This window comes from Burkholderia sp. IMCC1007, from assembly GCF_027257875.1.
Taxonomy (GTDB): Bacteria; Pseudomonadota; Gammaproteobacteria; order Burkholderiales; family Burkholderiaceae; genus Burkholderia.
Map to the genome: position 1 here is coordinate 37138 of NZ_JAPVQY010000042.1, position 26260 is coordinate 63397.

General features: G+C 71.2%; 21 protein-coding genes. 15 read left to right on the plus strand and 6 right to left on the minus strand.

The genetic code is table 11. The features are described 5' to 3' along the window. Window positions 1-6 precede the first annotated feature (6 nt). The 4 genes from O1Q03_RS28235 (at window position 7) to O1Q03_RS28250 (ending at window position 4311) form a co-directional block, all read left to right on the plus strand. Window positions 7-612: a CDP-alcohol phosphatidyltransferase family protein gene (locus tag O1Q03_RS28235; RefSeq protein ID WP_269507321.1), complete on the plus strand. Its 606-nt coding sequence runs from the start codon at window positions 7-9 to the stop codon at window positions 610-612. Between the two features lie 68 nt (window positions 613-680). Beyond that, window positions 681-2450, plus strand: coding sequence for a bifunctional alpha/beta hydrolase/class I SAM-dependent methyltransferase (locus O1Q03_RS28240; protein ID WP_269507322.1), 1770 nt, complete (start codon window positions 681-683; stop codon window positions 2448-2450). Continuing rightward, window positions 2447-3859: a phosphatase PAP2/dual specificity phosphatase family protein gene (locus tag O1Q03_RS28245; RefSeq protein WP_269507323.1), complete on the plus strand. Its 1413-nt coding sequence runs from the start codon at window positions 2447-2449 to the stop codon at window positions 3857-3859. Before O1Q03_RS28240 ends, O1Q03_RS28245 begins: the two co-directional genes overlap by 4 nt. Further along, window positions 3859-4311, plus strand: coding sequence for a hypothetical protein (locus O1Q03_RS28250; protein WP_269507324.1), 453 nt, complete (start codon window positions 3859-3861; stop codon window positions 4309-4311). The genes O1Q03_RS28245 and O1Q03_RS28250 overlap by 1 nt, the downstream gene beginning before the upstream one ends. 64 nt (window positions 4312-4375) lie before the next feature. Here O1Q03_RS28250 and O1Q03_RS28255 read toward each other — a convergent pair whose 3' ends face one another. Continuing rightward, the gene (locus O1Q03_RS28255) at window positions 4376-5797 is read right to left on the minus strand and encodes a sensor domain-containing diguanylate cyclase (protein WP_269507325.1); all 1422 of its coding nucleotides are present in this window, start codon (window positions 5795-5797) and stop codon (window positions 4376-4378) included. 78 nt (window positions 5798-5875) lie between these two features. On the opposite strand from O1Q03_RS28255, the gene bcsB reads away from it, so the two are divergent. Genes bcsB through O1Q03_RS28300 form a run of 9 tightly spaced genes read left to right on the plus strand, consistent with a single transcriptional unit; the run spans window position 5876 to window position 20617 of the window. Next, window positions 5876-8206, plus strand: a complete 2331-nt coding sequence (gene bcsB, locus O1Q03_RS28260) for a cellulose biosynthesis cyclic di-GMP-binding regulatory protein BcsB (protein ID WP_269507326.1) — start codon at window positions 5876-5878, stop codon at window positions 8204-8206. A gap of 3 nt (window positions 8207-8209) precedes the next feature. Further along, the gene (bcsZ, locus tag O1Q03_RS28265; protein ID WP_269507327.1) at window positions 8210-9430 is read left to right on the plus strand and encodes a cellulose synthase complex periplasmic endoglucanase BcsZ; all 1221 of its coding nucleotides are present in this window, start codon (window positions 8210-8212) and stop codon (window positions 9428-9430) included. Then, complete coding sequence (locus tag O1Q03_RS28270; RefSeq protein WP_269507328.1) at window positions 9415-13356, plus strand: cellulose synthase subunit BcsC-related outer membrane protein; 3942 nt, start codon at window positions 9415-9417, stop codon at window positions 13354-13356. Before bcsZ ends, O1Q03_RS28270 begins: the two co-directional genes overlap by 16 nt. Window positions 13357-13364: 8 nt before the next feature. Continuing rightward, window positions 13365-15341 (plus strand): cellulose biosynthesis protein BcsE, encoded by a 1977-nt coding sequence (bcsE, locus tag O1Q03_RS28275; RefSeq protein WP_269507329.1) that lies wholly within the window; start codon window positions 13365-13367, stop codon window positions 15339-15341. Continuing rightward, a complete protein-coding gene (locus O1Q03_RS28280; protein WP_269507330.1) occupies window positions 15338-15547 on the plus strand; it encodes a hypothetical protein in 210 nt (69 codons plus the stop codon). Before bcsE ends, O1Q03_RS28280 begins: the two co-directional genes overlap by 4 nt. Continuing rightward, window positions 15544-16323 (plus strand): cellulose biosynthesis protein BcsQ, encoded by a 780-nt coding sequence (bcsQ, locus tag O1Q03_RS28285; RefSeq protein WP_269507331.1) that lies wholly within the window; start codon window positions 15544-15546, stop codon window positions 16321-16323. The genes O1Q03_RS28280 and bcsQ overlap by 4 nt, the downstream gene beginning before the upstream one ends. Beyond that, window positions 16320-18857, plus strand: a complete 2538-nt coding sequence (bcsA, locus tag O1Q03_RS28290) for a UDP-forming cellulose synthase catalytic subunit (protein WP_269507332.1) — start codon at window positions 16320-16322, stop codon at window positions 18855-18857. Before bcsQ ends, bcsA begins: the two co-directional genes overlap by 4 nt. Window positions 18858-18884: 27 nt before the next feature. Continuing rightward, a complete protein-coding gene (gene bcsG / locus O1Q03_RS28295; RefSeq protein ID WP_269507334.1) occupies window positions 18885-20441 on the plus strand; it encodes a cellulose biosynthesis protein BcsG in 1557 nt (518 codons plus the stop codon). Further along, window positions 20423-20617 (plus strand): hypothetical protein, encoded by a 195-nt coding sequence (locus tag O1Q03_RS28300; protein ID WP_098549096.1) that lies wholly within the window; start codon window positions 20423-20425, stop codon window positions 20615-20617. The genes bcsG and O1Q03_RS28300 overlap by 19 nt, the downstream gene beginning before the upstream one ends. 50 nt (window positions 20618-20667) lie before the next feature. Here the strand turns inward: O1Q03_RS28300 and O1Q03_RS28305 are convergent, their stop codons facing one another. Genes O1Q03_RS28305 through O1Q03_RS28320 form a run of 4 tightly spaced genes read right to left on the minus strand, consistent with a single transcriptional unit; the run spans window position 20668 to window position 23908 of the window. Then, window positions 20668-21561, minus strand: coding sequence for a pirin family protein (locus tag O1Q03_RS28305; RefSeq protein ID WP_269507335.1), 894 nt, complete (start codon window positions 21559-21561; stop codon window positions 20668-20670). Between the two features lie 31 nt (window positions 21562-21592). Further along, the gene (locus O1Q03_RS28310) at window positions 21593-21985 is read right to left on the minus strand and encodes an OsmC family protein (RefSeq protein ID WP_269507336.1); all 393 of its coding nucleotides are present in this window, start codon (window positions 21983-21985) and stop codon (window positions 21593-21595) included. 56 nt (window positions 21986-22041) lie between these two features. After that, the gene (locus O1Q03_RS28315; RefSeq protein ID WP_269507337.1) at window positions 22042-23622 is read right to left on the minus strand and encodes a cation:proton antiporter; all 1581 of its coding nucleotides are present in this window, start codon (window positions 23620-23622) and stop codon (window positions 22042-22044) included. 25 nt (window positions 23623-23647) lie between these two features. Continuing rightward, window positions 23648-23908 carry a DUF1427 family protein gene (locus O1Q03_RS28320; RefSeq protein ID WP_269507338.1) on the minus strand — a complete coding sequence of 87 codons (261 nt, stop codon included), beginning with the start codon at window positions 23906-23908 and terminating at the stop codon, window positions 23648-23650. 275 nt (window positions 23909-24183) lie between these two features. Between O1Q03_RS28320 and O1Q03_RS28325 the strand changes: the two genes are divergently transcribed. Further along, window positions 24184-24870, plus strand: coding sequence for a hydrolase (locus O1Q03_RS28325; protein ID WP_269507339.1), 687 nt, complete (start codon window positions 24184-24186; stop codon window positions 24868-24870). Between the two features lie 169 nt (window positions 24871-25039). Here the strand turns inward: O1Q03_RS28325 and O1Q03_RS28330 are convergent, their stop codons facing one another. Further along, a complete protein-coding gene (locus O1Q03_RS28330) occupies window positions 25040-25963 on the minus strand; it encodes a LysR family transcriptional regulator (RefSeq protein ID WP_269507340.1) in 924 nt (307 codons plus the stop codon). Window positions 25964-26087: 124 nt separating this feature from the next. On the opposite strand from O1Q03_RS28330, the gene O1Q03_RS28335 reads away from it, so the two are divergent. Continuing rightward, window positions 26088-26255, plus strand: a complete 168-nt coding sequence (locus O1Q03_RS28335; protein WP_269507341.1) for a DUF1427 family protein — start codon at window positions 26088-26090, stop codon at window positions 26253-26255. Window positions 26256-26260: the final 5 nt, after the last annotated feature.

Consider the following 26260-nt stretch of genomic DNA (forward strand, 5'->3'; position numbering starts at 1 on the left):
AAATCGATGAGCCTCTACGCACTCAAACCGAAATTCCAGAACCGTCTTCGTCCGTTCGCGAATTCGCTCGCCGAGCGCGGCGTCACCGCGAACCAGGTCACACTGTTCGCGGCCGGCGGGTCGATCGTCGTCGGCGCGCTCGCGGGGCTCGGCGTGTTCGCGCGCGTGCTGTTCCTGCTGATTCCGATCTGGCTGTTCGCGCGGATGGCGCTGAACGCGATCGACGGCATGCTGGCGCGCGAACACGGACAGAAGAGCACGCTGGGCGCGTACCTGAACGAGCTTGGCGACGTCGTGTCCGATATCGCGCTCGTGCTGCCGTTTCTCGCGATTCCGGCGTTCGCTCCGGCGGACGTCTGGCTGTTCGCGCTGACGGCCGTCATCGTCGAATGCGCGGGCCTGATCGGGCCGCTCGTCGGTGCGACGCGCCGCTACGACGGCCCGTTCGGCAAGAGCGACCGCGCGCTCGCGCTCGGTGCATTCGCGCTGTGGATCGGCTTCGGGATGCCGGTCGGCGGCGTCGCCACGTGGTTGTGGCGGGTGCTGATCGTGCTGTCGATCGTGACGGCGGTGCGGCGCGTGCAGGCCGGCATCGCCGAAGCCGGCGGCTGACGGCAGCAGGTTGACCGGCGCCGGAGGGCGGCGCCGCATGATTCGAATAACGAAACGAGAGAGATCGCATGAGCGCACGCACGGCCCGCGAGGCCGACTTCATCACGCACGACGGCGAAGCGCTGTTCTATCGTCACTGGCCCGCGACGGGCCCGCGCTGTCGCGGCGCAATCGTACTGCTGCATCGCGGCCACGAACATTCGGCGCGCGTCGCGCACCTCGTCGACGAACTCGACCTGCCGGATTTCGCATTCTTCGCGTGGGACGCACGCGGCCATGGCCGCTCGCCCGGCGCGCGCGGCTACAGCCCGAGCGCGGCCGCATCGGTGCGCGACCTGCAGACCTTCGTCGAGCATATCCGCGACACGCACGGCATCGCGATCGACGCCATCGCCGTGATCGGCCAGAGCGTCGGCGCGGTGCTCGCGGCCACCTGGGTGCACGATTACGCACCGCCGATCCGCTGCCTCGTCGTCGCGTCGCCGGCGTTCCATATCAAGCTGTACGTACCGTTCGCGCGGCCGGGCCTGCGGCTGATGCACAAGCTGCGCGGGCGCTTCTACGTGAACAGCTACGTGAAGCCGAAATTCCTCACGCACGACCGCGAACGGATCGCGAGCTATGCGGCCGATCCGCTGATCACGCGGCCGATCGCCGTCAACATGCTGCTCGACCTGCACGACACCGCGCAGCGGATCGTCGCCGATGCGGCCGCGATCACCGTGCCGACGCAGTTGCTGATCTCGGGCGCCGACTGGGTCGTGCATCGCGGCCCGCAGGACCGCTTCTTCGAGCGGCTCGGCGCCGCCCGCAAGGAGCGCATCGTGCTGCCGGGCTTCTATCACGACACGCTCGGCGAGCGCGATCGCGCGCAGGCGCTCGCGCCGCTGCGCGCGTTCGTGCTGCGCGAGTTCGATACGCCGAGCCCGCGCGTGTCGCTCGCCGACGCCGATCGGCGCGGCGCATTCCACGATGAATACGCGGCGCTCGGCCGCCCGCCCGCGAACCCGTTCGCGCGTGCGTACTGGGCGATCACGCGGGCCGGGCTGAAGCTCGGCGGCGCGCTGTCCGACGGCATCGCGCTCGGGCTGCGGCTCGGCTTCGATTCGGGTTCGACGCTCGATTACGTGTACCGCAATCGTGCACAAGGGCGGCTCGGCGTCGGCGCGCTGATCGACCGCACGTATCTCGATTCGCCGGGCTGGGTCGGCATCCGCCAGCGCAAGGTGCATCTGCAGGAACTGATCGGCGCGGCGATCGGCCGGCTGCGCGGCCATGGCGAACCGGTGCGGATCGTCGACATCGCGGCAGGCCACGGGCGCTATGTGCTCGACGCGATCGCGACGGCGGCCGAGCGCGACGGCGCGGCGCCCGACGACATCACGCTGCGCGACTACAGCCCGCCGAACGTCGAGGCCGGGCGCGTGCTGATCGCGCAACGCGGGCTCGAGACGATCGCGCGCTTCGAGCGCGGCGACGCGTTCGACGAAGCGTCGCTCGCGACGCTCGAGCCGCGCCCGACGCTCGCGATCGTGTCCGGCCTCTATGAACTGTTCGGCGAGAACGCGCTGATCGAGCGCTCGCTGCGCGGGCTCGCGCACGCGGTGCCGCCGGGCGGCTATCTCGTCTACACCGGGCAGCCGTGGCATCCGCAGCTCGAATTCATCGCGCGGGCGCTGAACAACCATCGCGGCGACGCGACGTGGGTCATGCGCCGCCGGTCGCAGGCCGAGATGGACGAGCTCGTCGCGCGCGCGGGGTTCCGCAAGCTCGACCAACGGATCGACGAGATGGGCATTTTCACGGTGAGTCTCGCGCAGCGGGTCGACGCATCATGAGCGCGCTCGACGGCGGGGCGGGCGGCGCGGGCGGCGTTCCCGCCGAGCCGGCAGCCGGCCCGCGCGACGCGTCGCTTGCGCTGCGCGTCGGCTGGCTCGCGGCGATGGGCGCGGTGTTCTTCTCCACGTACGGCTTCGCGAACTGGCTCGCCGCGCGCCGCGCCGCGGTGCCGACGTTCGCATTCGGCTGGGAACATGCGATTCCGTTCGTACCGTGGACCATCGTGCCGTACTGGTCGATCGATCTGCTGTATGCGCTGTCGTTCCTGTTCTGGACGCGGCGCGACGACCTGCTCGATCACGTGAAGCGGCTGCTCACCGTGCAACTCGTGTCGGTCGCATGCTTCATCGCGTGGCCGTTGCGCTTCGGCTTCGAGCGACCGGATGCGGGCGGTGTGGCCGGTGCGCTGTTCACGCTGCTGATGGGCTTCGACAAGCCGTACAACCAGGCGCCGTCGCTGCATATCGGGCTGCTCGTGGTGCTGTGGGCCGTCTACGCGACGCATCTGCGTGGCACGGTCGCGCGCGCCGTGCTGCATCTGTGGTTCGCGGCGATCGGCGTGTCGGTGCTCACGACCTACCAGCATCATGCCGTCGACGTGCCGACCGGCGCGGCCGTCGGCTGCGTCGCGCTGTTCCTGTTTCCGTTGCGCGATGCCGCGGGCCGCTTGCCGGGCGCGGAAGGGTCGCCGTCCGGCGCCGGTCGCGCGCTCGCGCGCCGCTATGCGCTCGGTGCGGCACTGGCCGCGCTCGTCGCGCTTGGCTGCGTGTCGCACGCGCCCGGCTGGGCGCTCGCGGCGGGATGGGGCGCACTGGCGCTCGCGTGCGTCGCGTGGATCTACCGGCGCGGCGCGCCCGGTGCGTTCCAGAAGGACGACGCGGGCCGCTTCCCGGTGTTCATCCGCTGGCTGTTCGCGCCGACGATCGCCGGCGCGTTCGTCAATTCGCGACTGTGGACGTTCCGGCAGCCGGCGCTGGTGCGGATCGACGAGCGCGTGTCGATCGGCCGTACGCCGACGACACCCGACGTGCGGCGCTATGGCTTCACCGCGCTCGTCGACCTGACCGCGGAGATGCCGCGCTGGGTCGCGGCCGACGCGTCGCTGGCCTATGCGGCGGTGCCGCAACTCGACCTCGTCGCGCCGAGCGCGGCGCAGCTCGCGGCGGCCGTCGCGACGCTCGAACGGCTGCATCGCGAAGGGCGCGACGTGCTGGTCTGCTGCGCGCTCGGCTACGGGCGCAGCGTGCTGTGCGCGGCCGCGTGGCTCGCGGCGCGGCACGGGTTCGGCGACGCGCGCGAAGCGCTCGCGGCGGTGCGGGCGGTGCGGCCGCACGCGGTCTGGTCGGACGACGGCGTGGCCGTGCTGCAGGACTGGATCGATCGCCGCCGCGTCACGGGAGGTGCGTGATGCGGGATCCGTCCGCACCGTTCCGGATCGCCGCCGCGCGTGGCGCGCTCGATGCGGGCGCGTGGGCGATCGCGGCCGCGCTGGCCGCGGCGGGCGCCGGCTGGTGGATCGCATCGGGCTGGCCGCCGGCGACGATCGCGCGCGTGTTGCTGGCCGTGATCAGCACCGGGTCCGGGATTGCCGCGCTGTGGTACGCGGTGCGCATCGAAATCGACCGGCGGCTGTTCGCCGCGCTGGCACGTGCGGCATCGGCCGACGCGCCGGTCGACGACGGGCTGGCCGCGCTCGACCGTGCGCTCGCCGATCTCGGCTGGATCGACGCAGCGAAGGTCGGGCGGGCGCTCGACTCGCGTGTGCGCGGCGCCGTCGGGCTGTGCCGCGCCGGCGTGCTGGTCGCGATCGTGCAGTGGGTCGTGGTCGGGATCGCGATCGCGCTGCCACAAGTGGGTTAGCGGCGCGGCTGCGGGGCGCGCGGTTGCGGCGCCGGGCCGCTATACCTGCGCGGTGCGCCGTCCGTCATGCGCGGACCGCCCGCGGCCCCCGCATCCGCTTCGCCTCATACATCGCCTGGTCCGCATGCTCGATCAGCGCGGTCATGTCGGTGCCGTCGTCCGGCAGCAGCGCGACGCCGACACTGACGCCGAGCGCAAGCGGGTGTCCTTCGAATTCGAACGGTTGGCCGACCTGCTGCGCGAGCCGCGTGCGTTGCGCGTCGACGTCGTCGCGGTCGCCGACGTTCGGCAGGATCACCGCGAATTCGTCGCCGCCGACGCGTGCGACCGTATCCGAGCGCCGCACGGCACCCAGCATCCGCGTGGCGATCTCGCGCAGCGCGGCGTCGCCCGCGCGGTGGCCGTAGCCGTCGTTGATCGGCTTGAGCCCGTCCATGTCGATGTTGAGGAGGCCGAGCCGGCCGTTCGCGCGCAGCGCGGCGTGCATCGACTGGCGCAGGCGGTCGTAGAACAGCGCGCGGTTCGGCAGGCCGGTGAGCGCGTCGTGCGTCGCGCGCAGATAGAGTTCGTTCGCCTCGTTGCGTGCCGCATGGAACATCGCGGCGGCGATCAGCTCGGCCGTGAGCCGCAGTGCGCCGGCATCGGCACGCGAGAACCCGTCGACGTCCGGCGACATCACCTTCAGCACGCCGATCGTCGTGTCCGCGTGCGTAAGCGGCATCACGAGCATCGAGCGCAGCCCGACGCGGCGGCACGCGTCGCGGTCGACGCGCGGGTCGGTTTCCGAATCCGTGCAATGCAACAATTCGCCGCGCGTCACGCACAGGCCCGACAGGCTGCCCGAGCGGCGCAACCGCAGCCCGAGCATTCCGGCAGCGCAGCCCGACGCGGCGCGGTAGACCATGTCGTCGCCTTCGGCGAACTCGATCGCCGCACCGCTCGCGCCCGTCAGATGCGGCACCTGCTCGGTCACATAGGCCATCACGCCGCCGAGATCGAGGCCGAACTTCGCTATCTCGGTTTGGGTCGCGATGATGCGCAGCAGCGTGGCTGGGGACGGGGTGGCGGTGTCGACGATTTGATCCAAGTCAGTTTTCCATGAATAAAGAGCGGCGCGACGCGCGCGCTTGCGGTAGCATACGCGCCGCTCACGCGGCAGCGCGTTCCGGGCGCGCCCGCAACGGGCCGGCCGTGCGCTGCCCAGTCCATTCGCGCCGGCAGTATGCCGGTCGGTCCGGCCGCCAGCAACAATGCAATCTTTGCCGTTGATCCGCTGCGCTAAGTATTTCCGACCGAATTGAGTTTTTTTCACTTCGTCGCGGCGAATCGGGGTAAGTTTCGTCCTATTTTTGAGATAGTGTGACGAATGAGCGAGCGCAGGCGTCGGGCACACGAGTAGAGCGAATCGGCCGTGGAGCCATTCGCCGCGTCGCCGCGTACATTCATTCAGGTCAGACAATTGAGGGGAAGCAGTGGGGATGTGCATTCATGGGCATGGCTGCTTTGTGCGCGCGGGTTGCGACGCGCTTGACGACCGGATGATCGAGACGATGGGGAGCGGCGCATGAAGCCGGCCGCGTCGTTGTTCGTCCTGTCGGTCGCCACGTTTGGCGCGTTCCATGCGGCTGCGTTGTCGGCCGCGCCGATGCCGGCGGTGCCGGCGAGCGCTGCGGGGCCCGCCGCCGCGGCGTCTGCCGCCGCCGCGAATGCGTCGGTGCTCGCGTCCGCGCCCGCGGCGGCCAGTGCGGGTGGTGCCGCGTCGGCCGGGTTGCCGGCGACGACGGTGCGCCTGCCGTTCGCGTCGCTCGGCGCGTTCGATCCGTTGCGCCTGCGCGGTGCCGACGACGCACGCACGGTCAACGCCGGCGTGCGGCTCGATCGCGTGGTCACGGGCGCGCGGCTGCGCCTGACCTACGCGTACTCCCCGTCGCTCGTGTTCCCGATGTCGCACCTCAAGGTGTCGGTGAACGGCGAGGTGGTCGCGACCGTGCCGTTCGACGCGCCGCACGCGGGCCGCACGGTCACCCAGGACATCCCGATCGATCCGCGCTACTTCTCCGACTTCAACCAGATCGGGCTGCGCCTGATCGCGCATTACACGCTCGATCATTGCGAGGATCCGGCGAACTCGGCGCTGTGGGCCGATGTGAGCCCGACGAGCGAGCTGCTGCTCGACGAATCGCCGGTGCGCCTGCCGAACGATCTCGCGCTGCTGCCCGCGCCGTTCTTCGACCGGCGCGACAACGGGCTGCTGCGGCTGCCGTTCGTGCTGCCGGGGTCGCCCGACTCGGCGACGCTGCGCAGCGCCGGCGTGCTCGCGTCGTGGTTCGGCGCGCAGGCCGACTACCGGCAGGCACGCTTCCCGGTCGCTTCGATGCTGCCGGCCGACGACCAGGCGGTGGTGATCGGCACCGCCGCGACGTTGCCGGCCGGCGTTGCGCTGCCGCCGGTCAACGGTCCGACGCTCGCCGTCGCCGACAACCCGGCCGCGCCGGGACGCAAGCTGCTGGTGGTGACGGGCCGTACGGCGGCCGAAGTCGACGACGCGGTCGCGACGCTCGTGCTCGGCCGCGCGGCGCTGTCGGGGCCGTCGGCGACGGTCGCGCACGTCGATCTCGGCGCGCCGCGCAAGCCGTACGACGCGCCGCGCTGGCTGCCGGTGAACCGGCCGATCACGTTCCGCGAGCTGGTGTCGGACGCGCGCGATCTCGAAGTGCGCGGCACGACGCCCGACGCGATCCGCCTGAACCTGCGCGTGCCGGCCGATCTCCATTCGTGGAACGGCTCGGGCGTGCCGATTACGCTGCGTTACCGCTACACGGCGCCGACCGTGCAGGACAACTCGACGCTCGCCGTCGAGATCAACGACCAGCTCGTGAAGTCGTACCGGCTCGGGCCGGCTCACGCGGAAGACGCGCGCGGGCGCATGCAGCTGCCGCTGCTGTCGGTGCCGGAAGGGCGCGTGACGAGCGACGTCGACATCCCGGCGTTTCGCGTCGGCAGCGGCAACCAGCTGCAGTTCCGCTTCACGCTCGATTCGCAGAAGACGGGGCTCTGCTCGAGCTCGGCGACCGAACCGCAGCGCGCGGCGATCGATCCCGATTCGACGATCGACTTCTCGCACTTCGTCCATTACGCGCAATTGCCGAACCTCGCGTTCTTCGCGAACAGCGGCTTTCCGTTCACGCGCTTCGCCGACCTGTCGCAGACGGCCGTCGTGATACCGGATCGTCCGTCGCCGCAGGAGCTCGAAGCCTATCTGACGATGCTCGGCCACATGGGGCAGTGGACGGGCTTCCCGGCGCTGCGCGTGCAGGTCGCGCGACCCGGCGACGTCGCCGCGCTGGCCGGCCGCAAGGATCTGCTCGTGATCGACGGCTCGCCCGCGTCGCCGCTGCTGTCGCAGTGGCGCGCGTCGCTGCCGCTCGCGATCGACGCGCAGGCCGGCGCGGGCGCGACGCGTGTCGCGTTCTCGGTGAAGGAGCGCTGGCGCAACGGTGTCGGGCTGGCCGACGGCGGCGCGCACATCGAACAGTCGGGCCCGCTCGCGGCGCTCGCCGGGTTCGAGCTGCCGGGCAGCCACGGCCGCAGCGTCGTCGCGCTGACGGCGACGAACCAGGCGCACCTCGGCGATCTGCTCGACGTGTTCCAGAAACCGGGCCTCGTGTCGCAGCTGCAGGGCGATCTCGCGCTGGTGCGATCGGGGCAGGTCGACAGCCTGCGCGTGGGCGAACCGTACGTGGTCGGCTTCGTGCCGTGGTATGCGCGCGTCTGGACGCACGCGGCGCGGCACCCGGTCGTGCTCGGCGCGGTCGGCGTCGTCGCGGGGCTGCTGCTCGCGCTCGGCGTGTTCAGCGTGCTGCAGCGAATCGCCGCGCGTCGACGGGGGATGTAACGGATGGCGCGGGCAATCGCAAGGCGACGGGCAACGCAGCCGGCGCGCCGCGTCGGCACGGCGCTCCTGCTGGCCGTCGCGGCCGCGTGCACGGCGGCCGGCGCATCCGGCGCCGCGCAGGCGGCGCAAAGCGGCGCGGCCCAAGCGCCATGCAGCGCGGCGTGGCCGCGCTGGGATGCGTTCAAGCGCGACTTCGTGTCGACCGACGGCCGCGTGATCGACGTCGGCTCGGCCGATTCGCGCACGGTGTCGGAGGGGCAGGCGTATGGACTGTTCTTCGCGCTCGTCGCGAACGACCGGCGCGCGTTCGACACGATCCTCGCATGGACCGAGAACAACCTCGCGCAAGGCGACCTGAGCGCCCGTCTGCCGGCGTGGCTGTGGGGCCGCGCGCCGGACGGCACGTGGCGCGTGCTCGACGCGAACGCGGCGTCGGATGCCGACCTGTGGATCGCATACACGCTCGTGGAAGCCGGCCGGCTGTGGCATGAGCGCAGCTACACCGCGCGCGGCGCGCTGCTGGCCAAGCGCGTGCTCGACGACGAGACGGCGAGCGTGCCGGGCCTCGGCCTCACGCTGCTGCCGGGGCCGGTCGGCTTCAAGCTGGCCGACGGCCAGTACCGCGTGAACCCGAGCTATTCGCCGCCGCAAGTGATACGCGGGCTCGCCGCGCGGCTGCCCGACGATCGCCGCTGGGCGGCGCTCGCGACCAGCACGGGCCGCGTGCTGCTCGACACCGCGCCGAAGGGTTTTGCGCCGGACTGGGCGCTGTATCGGCCGGGTACGGGCTTCGGGCCCGATCCGCAGACGCATGCGGAAAGCGCGTACAACGCGATCCGCGTGTACCTGTGGGCCGGCATGCTCGATCGTGCCGATCCGCTCGCCGCGCCGCTGCTCGCGCGGTTCGCGCCGTTCGCCGACTACATCGCCGCCCATGGCGCGCCGCCCGAGAAGGTCGACACGACGACCGGCGTCGCGGGGCCGAACGACGGCAACGGCGGCTTCTCTGCGGCGGCCGTGCCGTTTCTCGACGCCCGCGGCCAGCGCGCGCTCGCCGATGCGCAGGCCGCCCGCGTCGATACGCTCGCGCGCCAGACGGCGCCCGGCTACTACACGAGCGTGCTGACGTTGTTCGGCCTCGGCTGGCGCGACGGCCGCTACCAGTTCGACGCGGACGGTTCGCTCGATGCGCGCTGGGAGGGCCGTTCATGCGCGGCCCGATGAAGCGCACCGCGCCGCGCGTCGCCGGCTTCGCATGGCTCGCGTCGTCGGTCTGCGTGGCTGCGCCGGCCGCGGCCGCCGCAGCCGCCGTCACGGCGGCGCCCAAAGCCGTTGCGCCGAAGGCCGCGCCCGCACCGGCGCCGGTCACGGCCGATTTGACCGACGCGCAGCGCCAGCTCGCGACCGCCCGCATGTGGGGCGCCAAGCATCGCGACGACCTCGCGCGCGATGCGGTGCGCAAAGGGCTGCTGATCGCGCCGAACGATCCCGGACTGCTCGCCGAGCAGATGCGCGTGCTGCTGCGGCTCGGCGACGCGAAGGGCGCGCAGGCGGCGCTCGCGCGGCTGCAGGCGAGTGCGCCGGCCGCGCCGGACACGCGGCGCGCGGCCGACGAATACCGCGTCGCGACGAGCGGCCGCGGCGAGATGGCGCAGATCCGCCTGCTTGCGCGCAGCGGCCGCTCGGACGAAGCCGCGAAGCGCATCGTCGCGCTGTTTCCGAACGGCGCGCCGTCCGGCGCGCTCGGCGCCGAGTACTACCAGATCGTCGCGAATGCACCGGGCGGGCGCGAGCCCGCGATCGCCGCGCTGCGCCGTGCGGTCGCGGCCGACCCGCAGGACACCGGCGCGGCGCTGGCGCTCGCGCGGCTGCTGAACCAGCGCGACGACACGCGCCAGGAGGCGAACCGGCTCGCGTGGTCGCTCGCGAAGCGCACCGATGCCGACCATACCGAAGCGATGGCCGTATGGCGGCGCGTGCTGCAGTCCGCGGGCAGCGATCCCGCCTATGCCGACGCATTGCATGCGTATCTCGCGCGGGTACCGGACGATACCGAGTTCCGCGACCGCGTCGCCGAACTCGACCGGCAGCGCGACGCGCAGCGCCGGCTCGAACGCGATCCCGACTACATCGCGCAGCAGCGCGGGCTGCAGGCGCTCGCGCGCGGCGATCTGGCCGCGGCTGACCCGCTGCTCACGCGAGCCGCGCGGGCGCGCGCCGACGACGCCGAGGCGCTCGGCGGCCTCGGCTTGCTGCGCCTGCGCGAAGGCCGGCACGACGAAGCGCGTGCGCTGTTCGCGCGGGCCGCGACGCTCGCGACCGACCAGCGTGGCAAATGGCAGGGCCTCGCGCGCACCGCGCAGTTCTGGGGGCTGCTTGCGCAAGGCCGCGCGGCGGCATCGGCGGGGCGTGCCCAGGATGCCGAGCGGGCGGCGCGCGCCGCGCTCGCGATGCAGCCCGACAGCCCGGACGCGAAGCTGCAGCTCGCCGATGCGCTGCTCGCGCAGCGCGACTGGACGCACGCGGAGCCGTTGCTGCGCGCATTGCTGGCCGCGCGCGCGCCGAGCCTGTCGGCGGTGCGCGATACCGCGACGCTGTATGAAAACACGGGCCGCGCCGAGCACATCGGCCCGCTGCTCGATGCGCTGCAAGGCCGCGTGACGGACCGCGACGATCGCCGCGCGCTCGACGGCCTGCGCGCCGACCTGCTCGCGACCCAGGCGAAGGCGCTGGCGGACAAGGGCGAACGCGGGGCGGCCGCGCAGCGCTACGAAGCGGCGGTGCGCGCGGCGCCCGACGCGGCATGGACGCGCTTCGCGCTGGCGCGGCTCTACCGCGACATGGGACTGCGGCAACTCGGCCGCACGGTGATGGACGACGGGCTCGCGCAAGGCGATACGCCCGAGATGCGCTACGCGAGCGCGCTGTATCGCAATTCGGTCGACGACATCGCCGGTGCACAGGCCGCGCTTGCCGGCGTCGACGATGCGCACCGCACGGACGGCATGCGTGCGCTCGCGCGCAAGCTCGACGCCGAAAGCGCGCTGGCCGACGCGCGCGGCGCGCTCGGTCGCGGCGATCGCGCGGCGTTCGCCGCGTCGCTCGCGCAAGCGCAGGCGAGCGCGCCGGACGATCCCGACATGCTCGCCGCGATCGGCGCGCAGTGGATCGACGCCGGCGAACCCGAGCGCGGCCTCGCGCCGCTGCGCGACTGGATCGCCGCGCATCCGCAGGATGCCGATGTGGACGTGCGGCTGCGCTACGGCGACCTGCTCGGCAGCGCGGCGCGCGACGATGCGCTCGCCGCGTGGCTCGACACGCTGCGCCGCGAACCCGCGCTGACGCCCGCGCAGACCGCGAGGATCGAGGATCAGTCGCTGCGGCTCGTGCTGCGGCAGGCCGACGACGCCATCGCGCAACAGGACTATGCGCGGGCCCGCACGCTGCTTTCTCGCGCGAGCCCGGCGGGCCGCGAAGACACGCGCTACGCGCTCGAACTGGCCGATCTCGAACGCGCGCAGGGGCACTACGATGCGGCGCGCGACGCGCTCGCGCCGGTCGTCGCGCGCACGCCGGACGATGCCGACACGCAGCTCGCGCTCGCGCGGATCGACGAGGACAGCGGCCATCGCGCGGCCGCGCTCGCGCGCGTGCAGGCCGTGCTCGCACGCACGCCGGATGACGACGTCGACACGCGGCTGTCGGTCGTGCGGCGCCTGAACGCGCTGCGCCGGCCGGACGAAGCCGCGCAGGTGACCGACCCGCTGCAGGCCGCATACCCGGCACGCGCCGACGTGACGGTCGCGGCCGGGCGCGTGGCCGAAGCGCAGGGCCGCTACGACGATGCCGCGTCGCTGTACCGGCTGTCGCAGTCGCAGGAACGCACGAGCGGCGTGAGCGCGGGCCGCGACGGCCGCACGCCCGCGCAGGCCGCGTTCGCGGATCTCGAACAGCGACGCAATCCGGAGATCGAGATCGGCTGGCTGCCCGCGTACAAGTCGGGCGACGAGGGGATTTCCGCGTACCGCGCGCAGCAGGTGCCGATCTACATGCAGATGCCGGTGCGCTACGACGGGCATGCGTTCCTGCAGCTCGACACCGTGCATCTGGATGCCGGCACGCTCGATACGAGCGACCCGAACGCGTATTCGTTGAAGACCTTCGGGACCTACGCGGCGCTCAAAGCGCTGAACGGGCTGCCGCCGCCGTTCCACCTGACCCAGCCGGCGGATGCGCTGATCGCGAACCCGCCGGGTGCGCTGCACCAGCCGATGACGGGCGTCGCGCTCGGCGCCGGTTATCGCACCGATGCGTGGCGCTTCGATTTCGGCACGTCGCCGCTGGGCTTCCCGGTGCATTACCTGGTCGGCGGCGTGCGCTATCGCTTCGACGCCGGGCCGGCGAGCTTCACCGTGAACGCGTCGCGCCGGCCGGAGACGAGCAGCGTGCTGTCGTATGCGGGGATGCGCGACCCGTGGACCGGCGCGGTATGGGGCGGCGTGCGCCGCGACGGCGTGAACCTGCGCGGGTCGGTCGACGTCGGCCGCGTGAACCTGTTCGCCGAACTCGGCGCGGGCGTGCTGTCGGGCCGCAACGTCGAGCGCAACGCGGAAGTCACGTTGCGCTCGGGCTTCACGGTGCCCGTGTACGAACGCGCGACGATGAAGGTCAGCACCGGGCTCGTCGGCAATGCGTGGCACTACGCACAGAACCTGCGCTACTACACGTACGGGCAGGGCGGCTACTACAGCCCGCAGCGCTACCTGTCGCTCGGCGTGCCGATCGAATGGGCGGGGCGGCGCGACGCGCTGTCGTGGGACCTGACCGTCACGGGCGGGATCTCGAACAGCTACGAGAAGGACTCGCTGTTCTATCCGACCTTCGCGGACCGGCGCGCCGAGCAGGAGGCCGCCGGCCTCGTCTACGCGGGCAGTTCGACGAAAGGCGTGTCGTTCTCGTACGGCGTGAACGGCATCGTCGAGTACCGCGTGAATCCGCACCTGAGCGTCGGTGCGCAACTGCACGTGGACCGTTCGCACGACTATGCGCCGAGCTCGGCGCTCGTTTACCTGCGCTATGCGTTCGACGCACGCGCTGAGCGCAACTGGCTCGTTACGCCGACGCCGGTGCAGCTTTATTCGGATTACTAGGGGAACGCGTGAATACCGAAATCGATGCGACACGTCCCGCGTTCGGCGCCGCCGGCCTGCTGGGCCGCCTGCGCCTGCTGCTGCGCACGGGTCCGGCCGGCGGACGCACCGGCTCGCTGAGCCGGCTCGCGATCGACGGGCTGCCCGATGCGTGGACGCGGCTGGAAGCGGGCGGCCTGTATGCCGTCTATGCGGCCGCCGCCACGCCGGCCTGCGACGCGCTCGTCTGGGAAAGCGCGCGGCAGTCGCGCACGCGCGACGTGACGGTCGTGCTCGCGCGGGACGCCGAGCGTGTCGCCGCGCAGATGCAGGCGCGCGGTTTCGCGGGCGGCGCACATCCGGCCGGCTGGCCGCGCAACCTGAACGTGCTGGCGATGCCGCCAGCCACCGGGGCGGCCGACGGCGAGGCCGCGACGGAAGCGGACGCTCCGCGCCGCGCGGCTCCCGGGCCGTTCGCGCGGCTCACGGGCGGCTTGCGCGCGATGAAGCGCTACGGTTTCCGGGCGCGCTCGGTGTATTTCATCGAAGGCGCGCAGCGCTGGTTCAGCTGGGACGATCCGGCCGCGCTCGCGGAAGAGGGGCATGCGCTCGCCGACTGGTGCCGCACGCACCGGATCGCGCTCGTGTTGCTGCTCGACCCGGAGATCGCCCGCACCCGTGCCGATTCGAATACCGACGATCCGCCGCTCGTGCGCGATGCGAGCCGCGCGCCGCGCGGCGAATTCCACGGCGTGTGCGCCGGGGTCGCGCAGTTGCAGCGCACGCACGGCGAGCTGCTGTGGGTCGTCGATTTCTGGCGCGCGGGCGACATGCTCGCGGCCGGCGAAGTGCGGCCGTTGCGCTTTGCGCCGAGCGGCCGGCTCGCCGCGGTCGCCGACGGCGACGCGACCGAGCCCGCGCGCCGGATGAAGCTCGCGACCGACGAGGACCGTGTCGTCGTCAGCCGCGCGATCCTCGACGACGCGAGCCGCGTGCCCGCCGACTGGGAAATCGTCGACGACAACGCGGCGGTCGTCGCCGCCTGCGCACACGCACAGGCCGCGACCGCGGTGCTGGCATTCCGCTCGCATGCGCAGCTCGAGGCGCTGTGCGCGGCGGTGCACGCGCTGCGCCGGCAATGCGGCGGCGCGCTCAAGATCGCCATCGTCGAGCGCAACGAAGTGCTGCGCCAGCAGTTCGAGATGCTGCTGCTGAGTGTCGGCGCGAATCGCGTCGTCGCGCGCGACCTGCCGGTGTCGCGCATGCAGGCCGCCGTGCACGCGCTGCGCGGGCAGCTGTATGCGCGGCCCGTCGCGCCCGACTATCGTGCGGCGCTCGCGGCCGCACTCGGCGATTCGGTGCTCGGCTACCTGCCGGTCGGCGCGTTCTGCCTGCGCATCCGCGCGGTGCTCGATCGCGGCGCCGTGCTGTCGCTGCCGCACACGCTCGCGAAGATCGCACTGCTGCCGGGCGTGTCGCACGTCGATGCGCTGCGGCACTGCCGGCCGCGCCGCGCGGGCGACGTCGTGACGGCCGACGCCGGGCACCTGTACGTATTCCTGTTCGCGTGCGAGCCGGCCGATGCGGACGACGCGCTCGCGCGGATCTTCGACGTGCCGGTCGATACGCTGTCGGACCGCGTCGTGTGTCTCGGGCACGAAAGCATCGACAAGGAACTCGATGCGCTGAAGACCGAGAACCGGCGCGCGCCCATTGCCGACTACAGCGACCTGTTCGCCGCGGTGCGGCCGGCTGTTGCGGCGCAGGCGCCGGCCGAACGCGCGGGCGAGCGTGCACGGCGCGCGGAACCGGGCGGCGCGAACGATGCGCCGCATGCGCCGGGTGCAGCCGAGATGCTGACCGATGCGACGCCGCAACCCGCGCAGGCCGATGCCGCCGCCGCGCCGGCCGCCGATGCGCCGGCGCCGGTTCCCGTATTCCCCGCCGCGCGTGCGCGCGGCGCCATTCGCAGCGCGATGCCGCTGCGCAAGCCGGAGGGCGCATGATCGCCGAACTCGTCATCGGTTTCATCGCCGGCCTCGCGATCGCGGTGCCGGTGTGGATCGTCGCCCAGCACCTGGGCATCGGCCGCGGCTTCCAGGCGCCGCGCGGCATCAACCGGCGCGACGCGGTGCCGTGCGAACTCGTGCCGGTCGCGCTGCGCGGGCGCCTGCTGCCCGATGCGGATCGCACCGGCGAGGCGGCGCCATGAAGACGATCGCCATTACGTCGACCACGGGCGGCGCGGGCCGCACGACGCTCGCCGCCGCGCTCGCGGTGCTGCTCGCGCGCCGCGGCCGGGCGGTCGCCGCGATCGAATTCGACGCGCAGAACCTGATGGGCGCGACGCTCGGGCTCGACACGCTGCCAGAGCACGGTCTCGCGCACAGTCTGCTCGGCGACGCCGCGCCGTGGCACGCGCAGACCTGGCGCAATGCGGACGGCGTGCTGTTCGTGCCGTACGGGCAGGTCGACGCGGCGGGCGCCGCCGCGTGCGACGCGCGGCTCGTGGCCGATCCCGCGTGGCTGTCGCGCGCGCTCGACGAGATCGCGCTGCCGGCCGACGGCATCGTGCTGATCGACACCGCACGCTATCCGTCGCCGCAGGCCGAGCAAGCGATTCGCCGCGCGGACCTGACGCTCGTCGTCGTGCCGCCCGACCCGGCGGCATGCGCGACGGTCGCCGCGCGTCTCGACGCGCTGCGCGCCGGCGGCGGCGAACTGCAGCTCGTCGTGAACCGGCTGAACCCGGCGCGCGACATGCAGCGCGACGCGCTCGGCATGCTGCGCGCGGTCGCGGGGTCGGCATCGATGCTCGAACAACGCATCCACGTCGATGCAGCCGTGCCCGAAACGCTCGCGCGCGGCAGCTGGATCTTCGACGACGCGCCGTATTCGCAGGCGTCGCACGACCTGAACGGCGTCGCGAACTGGGTCGATGCGTGGCTCTCGGCGGCCGTGGCCGGCCGCACGGGAGCGTCGCGATGAAGCGCGCATTCGCGTCGCGCTGGGGCACGGCCCGCCGCCGCGTGGCGGACTGGTGCGCGCGCGGGATCGGGCTGCCGGTGCAGCGCACGCTGCTCGACTGGCTCGTGCGGCTGTTCTTCCATGCGCCGCCGCCCGGGCGGCCCGACCCCGTGCGGCGCTGGGCGCGGGCCGGCTTCCTGGGGCTCGCGCGCGACTGGGGCGTGCTGCAGCCGCTGAGCCCGCGCGAATGGCTGTGGCGCGCGATCGTGCGTGCGCCGCGCGGCGCCGACGGCCGGCCCGCGCGCGATCCGCTCGCATGGTTCGACACGTTCGTCGTGCCCGTCTACGTCGCGGCGCGCGCGCTCGCGCGGCGTGCCAATGCGCAGCTCGAGCGCCTGCCGTGGGCGCGCTGGGGCGGCTGGCTCGATGCGCGCGCGAACGGCGTCGGCCGCCACCGCTGGCTCGCGCCGCTGCTGCTGATCGCCGGCGGGGCGATGTGGGCCGTGGCCGGCATGTCGCCGCTGATGCCCAATGCGCAGTTCGCGTTCTTCGCGATCGTCGCGGTACTCGCGCTGGCGCTGCGCCGCCTGCCCGGACATCTGCCGACCCTCGCGCTCGCATCGCTCGCGCTGCTCGCGACGGTGCGCTACATGTGGTGGCGCACGACGCAGACGCTCGATTTCCGCGGCCCCGTCGAGGCCGTCCTCGGCTATCTGCTGTACGGTGCAGAAGCCTATACGTGGATGATCCTGCTGCTCGGCTTCGTGCAGACCGCGTGGCCGCTCGATCGCCCGATCGTGCCGCTGCCCGACGACCCCGACGAATGGCCGAGCGTCGACCTCTACATCCCGACCTACAACGAACCGCTGTCGGTCGTGAAGCCGACCGCGTTCGCCGCGCAGAGCATCGACTGGCCGACCGACAAGCTGCGCGTGTACCTGCTCGACGACGGCCGGCGCCCCGAGTTCGAGGCGTTCGCGAAAGAGGCGGGCATCGGCTATCTGACGCGCGACGACAATCGCCACGCGAAGGCCGGCAACATCAACCGCGCGCTGCCGAAGACGCACGGCGAATACATCGCGATCTTCGATTGCGATCACGTGCCGACGCGCTCGTTCCTGCAGACCACGATGGGCGTGTTCCTGCGCGACCCGAAGTGCGCGCTGGTGCAGACGCCGCACCATTTCTTCTCGCCCGATCCGTTCGAGCGCAACCTCGGCACGTTCCGCGAGATCCCGAACGAGGGCAACCTGTTCTACGGGCTCGTGCAGTCGGGCAACGACCTGTGGAACGCGACGTTCTTCTGCGGATCGTGCGCGGTGCTCAAGCGCAGCGCGCTGGAGGAGGTGGGCGGCGTCGCGGTCGAGACCGTGACCGAGGATGCGCACACGGCGCTCAAGCTGCATCGCCGCGGCTACACGTCGGCCTACCTGCCGACCGTGCAGGCGGCCGGCCTCGCGACGGAAAGCCTCGCGGGCCACGTGAAGCAGCGCACGCGCTGGGCACGCGGGATGGCGCAGATCTTCCGCATCGACAATCCGTTCCTCGGGCGCGGGCTCGGCTTCATCCAGCGGATCTGCTACGGCAACGCGATGCTGCACTTCTTCTACGGGATCCCGCGGCTCGTGTTCCTGTCGATTCCGCTCGCGTACCTGTTCTTCCACCTGTACTTCATCAATGCGTCGTCGGTCGCGCTCGCGAGCTACGTGATTCCGTATCTGGTGCTCGCGAACGTCGCGAACTCCCGGATGCAGGGGCGCTATCGCCATTCGTTCTGGGCCGAGGTCTACGAATCGGTGCTCGCGTGGTACATCGCACTGCCGACTACCGTCGCATTCTTCAGCCCGAAGCACGGCAAGTTCAACGTGACCGACAAGGGCGGCAAGATCGACGAAGGCTACGTCGACTGGTCGACGTCGAAGCCGTACCTCGTGCTGTTCGCGCTGAACGTGCTCGCGATCGTCGCGGGGCTCTGGCGGCTCGTGGCCGAGCAGGGCGACGAGGCGGCGACGATCCTGATCACGCTCGGCTGGACCGTCTACAACCTCGCGATGCTCGGCGCGGCGCTCGCGGTTGCGCGCGAGACGAAGCAGGTGCGCGTCACGCACCGGATCGCGATGCGCGTGCCGGCGACGCTGCTGCTCGCCGACGGCTCGACGGCCGCCTGCTTCACGAGCGACTACTCGACGGGCGGGCTCGGCCTCGAAGCGGTGCCGGGGCTGACGCTCGCGGTCGGCGACACGCTGACGGTGTGCGTGTCGCGCGGCGACCGGCCGTTCCCGTTCCCGGTGCGCGTGAGCCGCGTGACGCCGACCCACGTCGGCGTGAGCTTCGAGGCGCTCACGCTCGAACAGGAGCGCCAGCTCGTGCAGTGCACGTTCGGCCGCGCGGACGCGTGGCTCGACTGGCACGCGGGCTCGCGCCCCGACACGCCGCTGCGCGGGTTGAAGGACGTGCTGCAGGTGGGCGTGGACGGGTACGTACGGATGTGGAAGGGCGCGGCGCGCAGCGTGCAGGCCATGCTGGCGCCGAAGCTCGATCGGGCGCGCGACTGACGCGGCGCTCATGACGGAGTGGTTTAGATGACGTTCTGGAATCTGTATTTCATCCTGAAGTTCGCGCTGTTCGCGACCGGCCACCTGGAGCCGCTGTGGCTCGCGAACCTCGCGTTCGCCCTGGTGCTCGCCGCGAGCGCGCCGATCCGGCAGCGCGTGTGGCGCATCGTGCGGCAGCTCGTGGCGATCGCGATCGCGGTGCCGCTGCTCGCGCGCGAGCTGCATGCGCCGCCGCTCGCGCGGCTCGCCGAGGCCGCGCGCGAGGTCAGCACGTTCCGCCTCGACTACTGGATGGAACTGCTGCCGCGCCTGTTGCCGCCGATGCTGGTGCTGACGGTGGTGGGCGCGCTGATCGTCTATTTCATCGTGAACCGCTGGCTGCGCGTCGCGACCTTCGTGCTCGCCGTGCTGATCGTGATGCCGGTGTGGCAGGCCGGCAACGGACTGATGGCGCGCGTCGTCGCGCCGCTGCCGCAGCAGCTCGCCAACGGCAACGGCGCGCGCTCCGACCAGCCCGAGGATCACAACGCGGCGCTCGCGACGTTCCGCGCGCAGGAGTCGCAGCGGCAGGTCACGTTCGGCCATCTCGGCAACGATCCGTCCACGCAGTTCGACGTGATCGTGCTGCACATCTGCTCGCTGTCGTGGGACGACCTCGACGCCGCGAAGGTGCGCAACCATCCGATGCTGAGCCACTTCGACTACCTGTTCAACAACTTCAGCACGGCCGCGAGCTACAGCGGGCCGGCCGCGATCCGCGTGCTGCGCGCGAGCTGCGGCCAGGAAGCGCACGCGGACCTGTACAAGCCCGCGCCGCAGCAGTGCTACCTGTTCTCGCAGCTCGCGGCCGCCGGCTACACGGTGCAGTCGCTGCTGAACCACGACGGCCACTTCGACAACTTCCTGCAGGTCGTGCACGACAACATCGGCGTGCCCGACGCGCCGATGATCTCGAACGCGGCCGCACCGGTCGCGATGCACGCGTTCGACGGCTCGGCGATCAAGGACGACTACCAGACGCTCGCGACCTGGTACGCGCAGCGCGCATCGGTGCCGGGGCCGGTCGCGCTGTACTACAACACGATCAGCATGCACGACGGCAACCGCGTGGTGGGCAGTGCGGTAACCAGCATCGACTCGTATCCGCAGCGCGCGACCAAGCTGATGGACGACTTCGACCGGCTCGCCGACCTGATCGCGCAGTCGGGCCGGCGCGCGGTGATCGTGTTCGTGCCCGAGCACGGCGCCGCGCTGCGCGGCGACAAGAACCAGGTCGCCGGCCTGCGCGAGATTCCGACGCCGCGCATCGTTCACGGGCCGGTCGGCATGCGGCTCGTCGGCTTCACCGGCAATCACGGCACGACCACCGTGATCGACCAGCCGACGAGCTTCCTCGCGCTCGCGCAACTGCTGTCGAACCTCGTGTCGAACAGCCCGTTCAAGCCCGGTGTGACGCTCGCGCAATACGCGGCCGATCTGCCGCGCACGCGGATGGTCGGCGAGAACGAGGGCACGGTGGCGATGCAGACGCCTGCCGGTTATGCGGTCAAGACTCCGGACGGTGTATGGATCGACGAACAATAAACATCGGCGAAGGCGACGAAGGCCGCCTGTCGCAACCGAACGACGTGCTCGGCCTCGCGCGCCATCTGCCCGCGCTGGACCCGGCGCATTATGTCGACGAGCAGGCGCGGCGCGCGTTCATCGAATCGCTCGAGCGCTGGCCGGTGCTCGCGAAGCTGATGGGATTGACGCGGTAAACGCAACACGGCCGGCGTGAATGCCGGCCGCGTTGCGTCGATCACTGGATTCAGCGTGACTGCGCGTTGTTGCGTTCCGGTTGGCGGGTCCACTGGTCTTCTTCGCCCGGCACCTTGCCGAAGGTCTGCGCGGCCCATGCGTTGCGGGCCGCCTCGATCTTCGCGCGCTCGCTCGACACGAAATTCCATTCGATGAACCGCTCGCCCGGCAGGTGGGCGCCGCCGAGCAGCATCACGCGCGCGCCGTTCGCGCTCGCCAGTGCGACGCGTGCGCCGGGCTCGAGCACGGCCATCGTCGCGCTCGCGAGCGGCGTGCCGTCGATCGTGAGGTCGCCGTCGACGAGATACACGCCGCGCTCGTCGTGTTCCGCGTCGAGCGCAAGCGTTCCGCCCGCCGTGAATTCCGCGTATGCATAGAGCGTCGGCGAGAACACCTCGACCGGCGACGTGAGCCCGAACGCCGTGCCCGCGATCACACGCACGCGCGTGCCGTCGCGCGTGAACGACGGCAGCGTGTCGGCCGCGTGATGCACGAATGCGGGCTCGGTGTCCTCGTGCTCGACCGGCAGCGCGACCCAGGTCTGGATCCCGTGCACCGGCTGCGCGAGCGGCCGGTCTTCATTCGGCGAACGTTCCGAATGCACGATGCCGCGCCCGGCCGTCATCCAGTTCACGTCGCCGGGCACGATCTTCTGCCGGAAGCCGAGGCTGTCGTGATGCATCAGCGTGCCGTCGAACAGGTAGGTGACGGTCGCGAGGCCGATGTGCGGATGCGGCAGCACGTCGATGCCGCTGCCGGGCGGCAGCTCGGCCGGCCCCATCTCGTCGAAGAAGATGAACGGGCCGACAAGGCGCGCGGCGCGCGCGGGCAGCACGCGGCGCACGACGAGGTTGCCGATGTCGCTCTCGCGCGGCGTGAGCAGGGTCTTGATCGATGCGGACATGGTGAGACTCTCGTGTTCAGGGGGCGATACGTCAGGCGATCGCCGTGTCGATCGTGATCGGGTTCGACAGGATCTTGTGCACCGGGCATGCGTTCGCGATCTGCAGCAGGCGCGCGCGCTGCTCGTCGGACAGGTCGCCGTCGAGCGTGATGCGGCGCACGATCGTGCTGCCTGCGCTGCCCGATTCGTGCGCGAGCTTCACGTGCACTTCGTCGAGCGGCCAGCCTTTTCGTTGCGCATACATCTTCAGCGTGATCGCGGTGCACGCGCCGAGGCTCGACAGCAGCAGCGCGACGGGCGTCGGCGCGGCATCGCCGCCGCCGAGCGCCGCCGGTTCGTCGGCGCGCCATTGATGGACGCCGTCGGTGAAATGGACCAGGTAGTCGACCGAGCCGATGCTCGCTTCGACGGACAGTTCGCTCATTGCAGTTCCATGTGGGGAAGGGGGTGGGCCGGCGACCGGCCGCGCATGGCCGGTCGTTACGGTTCGAGCAGGCGCTGCAGCCGCAGCTCCTCGAAATCGAGTTCCGATTCTATGCGGTGCAGCACCGCGTCGTCGACCCGGCCGTCGCGATGCAGCTCGAGCAGCGCGTCGCGCGACACCCCGACCAGTTCGAGCTCGACGCGCAGCATGCGGGCGCGCACGTCCGCCGGTTCGGCGCCGTCGCGGTGCGCGTGCTCGTTGAACGCGACGCGGCTGCGGTATTCGGACAGCAGCCGGTCGAGCGATGCGCGCTCGAGGCCGGCGCCGCGCTGCTCGCGCGCGTCGAGCTCGGCGAGCGCCGCGCCGAACGTGTGCGCGCGCACCGCATGCTCGGACATCGTGTGGCGTGCGGCCGGCCGCAGCTTCAGCACGCGGATCAGCGGCGCGAGCGTGCCGCCCTGCACGACGAGCGTCGCGATGATCAGCAGGAACGTGCTGAACAGAATCAGGTCGCGGCCGGGGAAGTTGCTCGGCAACGCGATCGCGGCCGCGAGGCTCACCACGCCGCGCATGCCGGACCAGCCGAGCACGACGGCTTCCCGCCACGACCACGACGGATGGCCGGCACGCGCCGCGCGCAGGCGGCCCGGCAGCCACATCGCGACGAACACCCACACGACGCGCGCGGCGATCGCGGCGGCGGTGGCCGGCAGCGCGACGCGCAGCCCGTCCATCAGCACCGCGCCTTCGTGGTTCACGCGCGCGAGGATTGCATGCAGCGCGAGGCCGATCAGGATGAACACGAGCGCGTCGAGCACGAACACGATCGCTTCCCACGTCGCCTTCGCCTTGATCCGCATGTCGGCGCCGAACACCCGATGCTGGCGCACGCCGAGCACGAGGCCGCAGGTGACGACCGACAGCACGCCCGAGCCGTGCACGGCTTCCGCGATCCCGTAGCTGCCCCACGCCATCGCGAAGGTCACGACGATGCCGAGCATCGGTTCGCGCAGGCGCTGCAGCACCCAGCACATCGCGTGGCCGCACACGAGGCCGACCGCGATGCCGATCAGCGTGAGCGAGAAGAACAGGCCGGTGGCGCTGGCCGTCGTGATCGTGACCGCGAGCGCGGCCGACACGGCCATCTGATAGAGCAGCAGACCCGACGCGTCGTTGACGAGGCTTTCGCCTTCGAGCACCGCGACGAGCCGCGCGGGCAGCGGATGACGTTTGAGGATCGCTTCCGCGGCGACCGCATCGGGCGGCGACACGATCGCGCCGAGCGTGAAGCACGCGGCCCACGGCAGCGCGGGATTTGCCGCATGCACGGCGAGCGCGACCGCGACCGTCGTGAACGCCACCGCGCCGAGCGCGAGCGATGCGATCGAGCCGAGTTCGCGCCGGAACTCCTTCCACGCGGTGTAGAAGCCGCTCGACATCAGCAGCGGCGGCAGTACGGCCGCGAGCAGCAGCGCCGGGTCCATGTCCGGCACGCGCTTGCCGGCCACGGCCACCGCGCAGCCGCCGAGCAGCAGCACGACGGCCGGCGGAATCGAGACCCGCTCGGCCAGCCACGTGAGCGCACCCGCGCCGCAGATCAATAACAGCAGGTAATGGAACAGCTCGACGTTGGTCATGCGCGGCGGGTCGTGACGCGGTGCATCACGACGGCTTGCGCTCGTTCGTGCTGCCGCCGGGCAGCGGGCCGAACATGTGCTGGCTGCACTTCGCGTCGCGCCACGCTGCGTTCAGCCGGTGCCCCGCGAGCATGCGCCGCGCGACCGGCAGGATCTGTTCGCCGGCCAGCATGCCGAGCAGGCCCGTGAGCGCGATGATCGGCGGCGCGGGCGAGTTCACGCCGATCGCGCCGTAGATGGCGCCGGCGAGCAGGCCCGCGAGCAGCGACAGGACATAGGGTTTCATGATGGGCGTCTCGCGATCGGACAGTGAGGGCGACGCGTGCAGCGTCGAGGTCCTGCAAGCGTATCGGGTTTACGTGAAGAAAAAAAGGGCGGAGTGCCCTACATTGACCACCTATTCTGGAATCCGAGCGATTCCGATCTTTGGGTGTTCCCGCCGCACGATTGCGGTTTAAATAATTTGAGCCGGACGATCACGATCCGGCGTAGCGCCCACTCGAATCCTCCCGCTGTCGCGGCGAGGTAGAGCCTTTTTCCCGTTCCAAGGACGACCACGCCATGAGCAACCCGAAGCTTGAAGTACTGACTCCGCACAACAGCCAGCTGATCTTCATCGACCAGCAGCCGCAGATGGCGTTCGGCGTGCAGTCGATCGATCGTCAGACGCTGAAGAACAACGTCGTCGGCCTTGCAAAGGCCGCGAAGGTGTTCAACATCCCGACCACGATCACGACGGTCGAAAGCGAGGGCTTCTCGGGCCATACCTATCCCGAACTGCTCGACGTGTTCCCGAACCAGAAGACGCTCGAACGCACGTCGATGAACTCGTGGGACGACCAGAAGGTGCGCGACGCGCTGGCCGCGAACGGCCGCAAGAAGGTGGTCGTGTCGGGCCTGTGGACCGAAGTCTGCAATACGACGTTCGCGCTGTGCGCGATGCTCGAAGGCGACTACGAGATCTACATGGTCGCCGACGCATCGGGCGGCACGACGCAGGCTGCGCACGACTTCGCGATGCAGCGCATGGTGCAGGCCGGCGTCGTGCCGGTCACGTGGCAGCAGGTCCTGCTCGAATGGCAGCGCGACTGGGCGCGCCGCGACTCGTACGACGCGGTGATGGCGATCGCGAAGGAACACTCGGGTGCGTACGGGATGGGCGTCGACTACGCGTACACGATGGTCCACAAGGCGCCGCAGCGCACCGCGACGCCGCACGAGTCGATCCCGGCCGTTCCGGCGAAGTAACGGGCGACCGGCTGCGGGCGACCGGCTGCGGGCGACCGGCTTCGGGCGACCGGCTGCGGGCGACCGGCTGCGGGCGACCGGCTGCGGGCGACCGGCTGCGGGCGGCCGGCTCCGGACGACCGACGCGATCGATGCCGGCGGCCTGCGGCATCCGCAGGCCGCCGCCCGCTCAGTCTGCGGGCAGCGCCCACGGCGCATGCGAGAAATGTTCGGCGAGAAACTCGAGCAGCACCGTCACGCGCGCGGCGCGCAGCATGCCGGGCGGCGTGACGAGGTTCACGTTGATGTCGGCGATTTTCCAGTCATGCATCACTTCCTCGAGCGCGCCGCGTTGCAGTTCGTCCCACACCAGGAATTCGGGCTGCAGTGCGAGACCGTGACCGGCGACGAGCGAGGGCACGATCACGTCGGCGTTGTTGGTGCGGATGCGTCCGTGCACGTTCACGCCGACATCCTCGCCCGAGGCCGCGTGGCGAAAGCGCCAGTATTCGGGCGTCGGCAGGTTCGTGTACGTGAGGCACACGTGCTGTTCGATGTCACTCGGATGCGCGGGCCGGCCGTGCCGATCGAGATACGCGGGCGACGCGACGAGCGGACGGCGTACCGCGCACAGCCTGCGTGAGCGCAGCGACGAATCGTTGAGCTCGGCGATGCGGATCGCGACGTCGAAGCCGCCGGACACGATGTCGACGATGTGATCCGTCAGCACGAGATCGATGTCGACGTGCGGATGGCGTTCGAGAAACGCGGGCAGCAGCGGCGACAGATGGCGCACCCCGAACGACATCGGCGCGTTCACGCGCACGAGGCCGTGCGGTTCGAGTGCCTGAGCGGACGCTTCGCTCTCGATCAGCTCGGCATCGGCCAGCAGCCGGATCGCGCGGTCGCGCAGCAGCTCGCCGGTTGGCGTGAGCGACAGCTTGCGCGACGTGCGGTACAGCAGCATCGCGCCGAGGCGTCTTTCGAGCCGCGCGATCGCTTTCGACACGGTCGGTTGCGAGATGCCGAGCACGTCGGCGGCCTTTGCGAACGAGCCGGTCTCCGCGACGCGCGCAAAAATGGCCCAGGCTTCGAGATCAGGAAGTTGTTGCATGGTCGGAAAGCATGGTAATGGGGCGGAGCCGGAGGGTGCCGCGGCGGACTGCGCGACCGGTATGACGCACCGCACGGGTGGCCGGCGACGACCGGCATTTTAATCCGGTCGAGGGAATGATCGTATGGAATCTTATCTAATTTCGTTGGGAGCCGGCGTGCTGATCGGCGTCGTGTACAGCGTGATCAAGGTGCGCTCGCCCGCGCCGCCGCTGATCGCGCTGATCGGCCTGGCCGGGATGCTGATCGGTGCGCAGATCATCGCGCCGATCCGTCACTGGCTCGGCTTCTGACCACA